The organism is Sporolactobacillus sp. THM19-2 (assembly GCF_004153195.1).
In the GTDB taxonomy this organism is placed as follows: Bacteria; Bacillota; Bacilli; order Bacillales; family Sporolactobacillaceae; genus Sporolactobacillus.
The window spans coordinates 23,621-29,636 of record NZ_SEMC01000028.1 but is presented as its reverse complement, the minus strand read 5'-3'; the positions used below and the strand labels follow the sequence as shown (position 1 = coordinate 29,636).

The window sequence follows — 6,016 nt, the reverse complement described above, 5'->3', positions numbered from 1 at the left end:
AACTGGTAAAATTTGTTATTTGGCGTGGGATTTGTTTCATATACGCTTTTTTAAGTGCTTTTGGATAAAGGCCCTAAAAAATTTCCAATTTCTCGTTTTTAGGGACTTGACATATTACCACTAGGCTTTTAATCATGATTCATCTCTGTAAAACAGCATACACCCATATCCAGGCTACGGACTGATTCGCTTAACCGGTTAAAAGTGTCATTTTCAGACTTTGCCTTCAAGTCTTAAAATCACAGAAGTGGCTGATTTTCGTGCCTTCACTCTTTTGCCTCGACATCAGTACGCACGTCTCTATGTGATAAGAGTTGACAGCAATATGTCTTTTCCAGCGTTGCTGGTAACAGATCTACAACATTTTGGGCACGATCTGCAGGCAGAAACATAGCAATCGGAGCTCTTCAAAATTCTCAATCAAGGGTTCTACCATTTAATATATCTTAACTCTGTGAAATTGCTTATTCCTATCCTTTTCCCTTGATACTTTCTTGTGAGACTTAACTCAAATTGCCTAAAATAGGGTGATGACAGCCATTAATGCCCAGATTCCAATACCCATATATCCCTTAGAATATTACAGGGGGAACGGGTAACAAAATCATGCTTAGCATCAGCATACTGTACCATAGAGCATCATTGAATGTGAAACAAGATAACCCGGGGTATGCCTGGCACGAAGCAATTAAAATGTTCAGAATTTTAATGTGACGCATGATCTTGTTGGTTATAATAATATTTGGAGTATATACTCCCAATAAAATCAGAGGAGCTGAAAAAATGCAAATTATTCCTTATTTACAGTTGAACGGAAATGCAAGAGAGGCAATTGGATTTTACGAAAAGGTATTTCATGCAGAAGTTTTAGCAGTTACTACATTTGGTGAAATGCCTGTTACCGCGGATTTTTCTTTCCCTGAGGATGCAAAAGACTTCATTTCACACGCTGCGATAAGGGTTGGAGAGTCAGTAATGATGTTTTCAGATACATTCCCAGGTCAACCCGCTCACGAAGGAAACCTGGTGACCATTTGTGTCACGTTTGATAATGCAGACAAAGCCCGCCAAATTTTTGAAGCCTTACAGGATGGCGGACAAGTTGAAATGCCACTGTCAGAAACGAGTTTTAGTCCTGCTTACGGGGTGATTAAAGATAAATTCGGTGTAACCTTCCAAATTTACACTGAATAATATCAAGGTTAGTACATGCGATAACAGTAGAAAAGCGGCTTTGCACAAATGACAAAGTCATCTTTTAAGCTGGCTCCATTTTCCCACAAAATCGACTGCAAACTATTAGCATACTTTTCTTCTCAAAACAAATAAGAACCGGGGGAAGGATGCTCAATTTCTTTGCCAGTTCCTATTAACGAATCCAACAGATACAAAAAAGTCAATCCAAAACACAAACGATGTGTGAAGGATCGGCTTTTAAACATTTGTCTATCATTTTCATCCTCTATAGCGGATTATTGACCGCCTTGTTCCCCTTAAATCACGCACTTGGAAGTCACAAGAATCCTCCAACAGTTCCGGCTATTTCTGTGCTGTTATCTGCTGATCATGGGCCACTAGTCATAACGGCAGGGTATTTGATGTCGAATTATGTCGATTCCTGCTTTTTCGTAAAATCTCAATGCCCTTTTAGGCATTTCGGCCGTGTTCATCAAACGGTCACATTTTGTACACTAGTACTAAACCAAACTTCATCCTTCTTCACTGACTGTTTCTTCTAAAAACACATCACGTTTTTGCATCCCCTGATCATCAATCCCATTGAACAGTTCCTATTCCGAAGGTGATAAAATGAGAGTAAACATGGGCTCCGGCTCAGCCGGCGAGACACAAACCTACGATGCCGAGGCACTGATCGCAGCCGCCGAAGCACGTGCCAGACGCTATCAAACGTTACGGGATCAATTCCATAGCTTACGCACCGCATTCCAGCAGATCGCCGGACTCGGCTCCGATTTTCAGGGGAAGGGCGCAGACGCGATTAAAGAATTTTATGCCGCTCAAGTCACTGTCGCCGATAGCTGGCTGCGGCTGATTGACAAGAAGATTGCCTATTTCCAGGGTGTTGCCGGGACCATTGAGGATAAGCATCTTGGCGGAGACACAAAGATTCATGTGCCCTTTCTGAACGAGGACTTGTCGATCGGTCACGCGCGCTCCAAAGAAATGGTGCGCGAGCAGCGTGAGGACATTGCCAGGATCCTAAGCAGCATCTCTGATCTTGTACCGATCCATGTCTTTTCCAACCACGACGTCGATCAGGCTTTAGACGCTGCCGATAAAAAGCGCGCACAAACAGCGCTCGATGTTCAAGACCTGGACCAGTCTCTGACCAGCGAATACCGGCAAATCAGTGAAGATCTGCCGCACATCCAGACGCTGTATGAAGCACTGATCCACGCGACCCACCAGGGTGCAGACGTGCAGCCAATGCATTTCAATGCAACCACCTATTATGACAGCAAAGCTTATCAACTTGAGGAGAATAGGACAAAGGAAACATATCTTTACCTTAATTACAAGGCTCAGCAAAAAGCAAAGTACCACCGGTTAAGGGGCAAAACAGCTTTTCCCGCTGACCGTCCAGCAGCAAAAAAATTGAAACCAAAATTAAGGCTTTACGTGAATAAAGCAATAGAAGACCATAAAAAAGGAAAAATCAGCAAAAAAACACTTGATTCCATTCTGTCCGGAATTCTTAATACAGGGACCGCTTTTATACAAAATTCTATTGAAACAAAACTAACCAATAAAGTTTCAAAACAAATCGCTTCTTCTGTAATCACATGGATACAGAAGAATACGACTCATTTTGTAGATCGCGGTTTGGTTGGTGCCACAATTACTGGAGGAACAACCACCATTCGTGAAGCGCCTGCCTTATTAAGCAGTGCAATTAGAACCGGCGCCATCTATGGTGTGCCAGTCGTGGGTTCTGCAATAGACTTTACAGTACAATTGTACCGTGGCGAAGATACCAAAGACGCCGCAATCAAAACCGGGGGTCATGTTGGAGCAGGGATGGTTGGTGCTGCAATTGGATCGGCAATTCCTATTCCAATTTTTGGATCAGCTGCTGGATTTGCTATAGGTGTCACTGCTTCTATGGCTTTTGATTGGTTATATGATCATAAAGACGATATTGCTCATCAATTAAAGAAATTAAGCGAAGACGCAGCTCATATAAAAAAGAAAGTTGTTCACTCAATAATGGACAATGGTAAAGAAGTTGGTGAAGCAGTCTCTGGTTTCTTTGGGAACTTAGGTTCTGCATTCAATTGAAAACAGGAAGTGAAAAAATGGCACGTCGACTCATTCCTTTTTATCGAGAAATGGGCAAAAACAATCCGGGATTTACGCTCTTTTTGGATACAAACTCCGGCAAAGTTTACAAAGCATACCATAAAAAAGTGAATCAGCTGATCTATTGGGTAGCCTTTGTACTGGTTCTTGCTTTGCTGAGAAGCATCCAACCGCTGAACCTGCTCACGGACACCCCACTTGCTTTGTCCATTCTGCTCCTTTTAGAATTAACAATCAGTTTTTTTATTGGTTATAAACTTTATAAATCCTACTATTTTAAAGAATTAAAAGAAGTATTTTTTGACCAGACGATGCTTCAGGAGTACATCATTTCCGGTAAACGTATGCTTAAAATTGATTTGATTGCTACTGTTAGTTCATTTGTCGTTTTTGCGCTCGCTTTAGCATTGTTTTTACTCACCTATTGGATTATTTGGTACCTATTATCATTCCTGATGCTTGTACTTACTGACTATATGTTATGCAGCTTCTCTCGAGATCGATTTAAACTGTACAAACGCGGGTGACCCATTAACCACACCATTGGTTAACAAATACTTTGAAAAAAAAGGAGAAATCACGACATGAAGGTATTGCCTATCGGAAGTGTCGTTCGTCTGAAGAATGGCGATGTCAAACTGATGATTTTAAACCGAGCACCCCTTTACAATAAAAATGGAGTCATTGGATACTTTGACTATTCAGCTTGTATCTATCCAACCGGTAAAGTTGAGGAACAGGTCTATTTCTTTAATCATGAAAATATAGAAGAAATCTATTTCAAAGGTTACATAGATGAAGAAGAGGAATTATTTCAAAAACAATATCAGTTGAAAATGAAAGACATCCCCTATGAAAGGTTTCTAATAGAGGGGTAATTTTTAGAATTTACAGATATTAACATATTTATGGCCAACAGATTCGCTTAAAGATCCAGTAGATGCAGGTAAATACAGTTTGCGAATTTATCAACCTAATCCTTATTTCTTATCCTTATTTCTTAAAAAACTTCGACAGATACAGTTAATCACTTTTACCGATGCGTCATGTGTCGAAAAAAGACACACAGCCCATCAATCATCTGCCGGTAAACGCAACCAAAGCGACGATCCTAGATCAGGAAATTCAGTATGGCATACGTGACGGCGCAAAAGACGCGGTTAAAGACACCGTCATGGGCTTATGGGAGGCAGCAACAAATCCGGTTGAGACGCTCAAAGGCACTTGGCACGCAGTGACCCACCCAATTCAAACGGTGTATTTGTCAACTGAAAAATCCCCCGGATTTAAAATCTAAGTGCAACACATCAAGATTACACAAATAGGCCATGGAGACCTAAACTTAAAGTGGCAAAACTCTAAAGAAAGGAAATCTCCATGACCCAATCTAAGAATAGCACTGCCGAGCATTACCAACAACTCACACCAGAAGAAAGAAGCGCAATTGAAGCGTATTTGAACGCTGGTAAGTCAAAAGCCGAAATCAGCCGTCTGCTTCATCGCAGTCGCAGTACCATCTCTCGCGAAATCAGGCGGGGCAGGGTTCAACAGCGTAATCATGACTACCTCTTTGTCTATCGATACTACGCTGACACCAGCCAGCTCTTTCATGAACGAGCCCGTCAGAAGTGCCATTCTAAGGGCTTAGAAGAACGCTGCTGGTTGTTCTTCAAGATGTTCACAAAGGCGCTCAAGCGGCGTCCGCGGATTGAAAGTGTGGACACAGTTATATCCATGTCTTCAAACAGGCGCATCCAGACAAGTTCTGTCCATCAACGCCGACCGTTTACCGCTACATTGATCAAGGCCGGTTAAACGTGAAGAACATTGATCTGCCGGCCAAACTGAGGCGTCATGTGAAAGCCAGTCACCACAATCATTCACGTAAGAATAAGCGCCTGGCTGGCCCCTCAATTGAAGAACGGTCAGACGCCATCAACAACCGGAAACGCTTTGGCGACTGGGAAGGGGATCTGGTTAAAGGCAAGCGCCGGGCCAGTGAACCCGCTCTCCTGACGTTAACTGAACGACAGTTACGTTATGAACTGATTGTGAAGATTCCCAACTACCACGCTGACACCTGTTTGAAGTATCTTCAAAACGTTGTCGACAAGCAGCCTGAGCTCTTTAAGACCATCACCTTTGACAACGGTTCTGAGTTCAAACTCTTAGATCAAGTCAAGGGCCCTCAGGTCTACTTTGCCCACCCTTATTCACCCTGGGAACGAGGCAGTAACGAGAACCAGAACGGTCTGATCCGGGAGTACATCCCTAAAGGCCAGTCACTACGTGGCTTCTCTAAAGATGCTATTGCTCAGGTTCAAGAGGCACTGAATCAGAAACACCGCAAGGCGCTCAGCTATGCTAGCGCCGCCGAGCTTATTGAGGCCGCGCTGGCAAGCTAGCTCACGGCCTGACTCCATGGTTGTTGCGTTTGATTTGACATTCCGGGTTGAAAAAAATGATTAATAATAGATTATTTTTTAATCCTAATTGGAGTATGGAAGACATAAGTAAGTATTCTGAGATTGCTTACAATGATTTATTACGTCGCGGCAAAACAGGAAATTTAACCTATAAGATAAATGGTGAAATTTTGAATGTATATATTCATTCTGACGGTACTTTTGGTACAGTGTATGGAACTCATAAGTTCACTGTTCAAGAAATTAGAAACATCAATAATTAACCGGAG

6 protein-coding genes and 1 pseudogene are annotated in these 6,016 nt (G+C 42.3%); all 7 read left to right on the top strand.

Going from position 1 to position 6,016, the window contains the following annotated elements; all coding sequences use genetic code 11:
* The first annotated feature begins 783 nt into the window (after positions 1-783).
* Positions 784-1,194, top strand: a complete 411-nt coding sequence (locus tag EWH91_RS13435) for a VOC family protein (protein WP_129930655.1) — start codon at positions 784-786, stop codon at positions 1,192-1,194.
* Positions 1,195-1,809: 615 nt separating this feature from the next.
* Positions 1,810-3,300, top strand: a complete 1,491-nt coding sequence (locus EWH91_RS13430; protein ID WP_129930653.1) for a ribonuclease YeeF family protein — start codon at positions 1,810-1,812, stop codon at positions 3,298-3,300.
* A 17-nt stretch (positions 3,301-3,317) separates the two neighbouring features.
* Entirely contained in the window at positions 3,318-3,848 is a 531-nt protein-coding gene (locus tag EWH91_RS13425) for a hypothetical protein (protein WP_129930651.1), read from the top strand.
* Positions 3,849-3,905: 57 nt separating this feature from the next.
* Positions 3,906-4,199 carry a DUF4176 domain-containing protein gene (locus EWH91_RS13420; protein ID WP_129930649.1) on the top strand — a complete coding sequence of 98 codons (294 nt, stop codon included), beginning with the start codon at positions 3,906-3,908 and terminating at the stop codon, positions 4,197-4,199.
* Between the two features lie 170 nt (positions 4,200-4,369).
* A complete protein-coding gene (locus EWH91_RS13415; protein WP_129930647.1) occupies positions 4,370-4,618 on the top strand; it encodes a hypothetical protein in 249 nt (82 codons plus the stop codon).
* An 80-nt stretch (positions 4,619-4,698) separates the two neighbouring features.
* Positions 4,699-5,726: pseudogene (locus tag EWH91_RS14815) on the top strand (IS30 family transposase).
* Positions 5,727-5,782: 56 nt separating this feature from the next.
* Positions 5,783-6,010, top strand: a complete 228-nt coding sequence (locus EWH91_RS13405) for a hypothetical protein (protein WP_129930645.1) — start codon at positions 5,783-5,785, stop codon at positions 6,008-6,010.
* Positions 6,011-6,016: the final 6 nt, after the last annotated feature.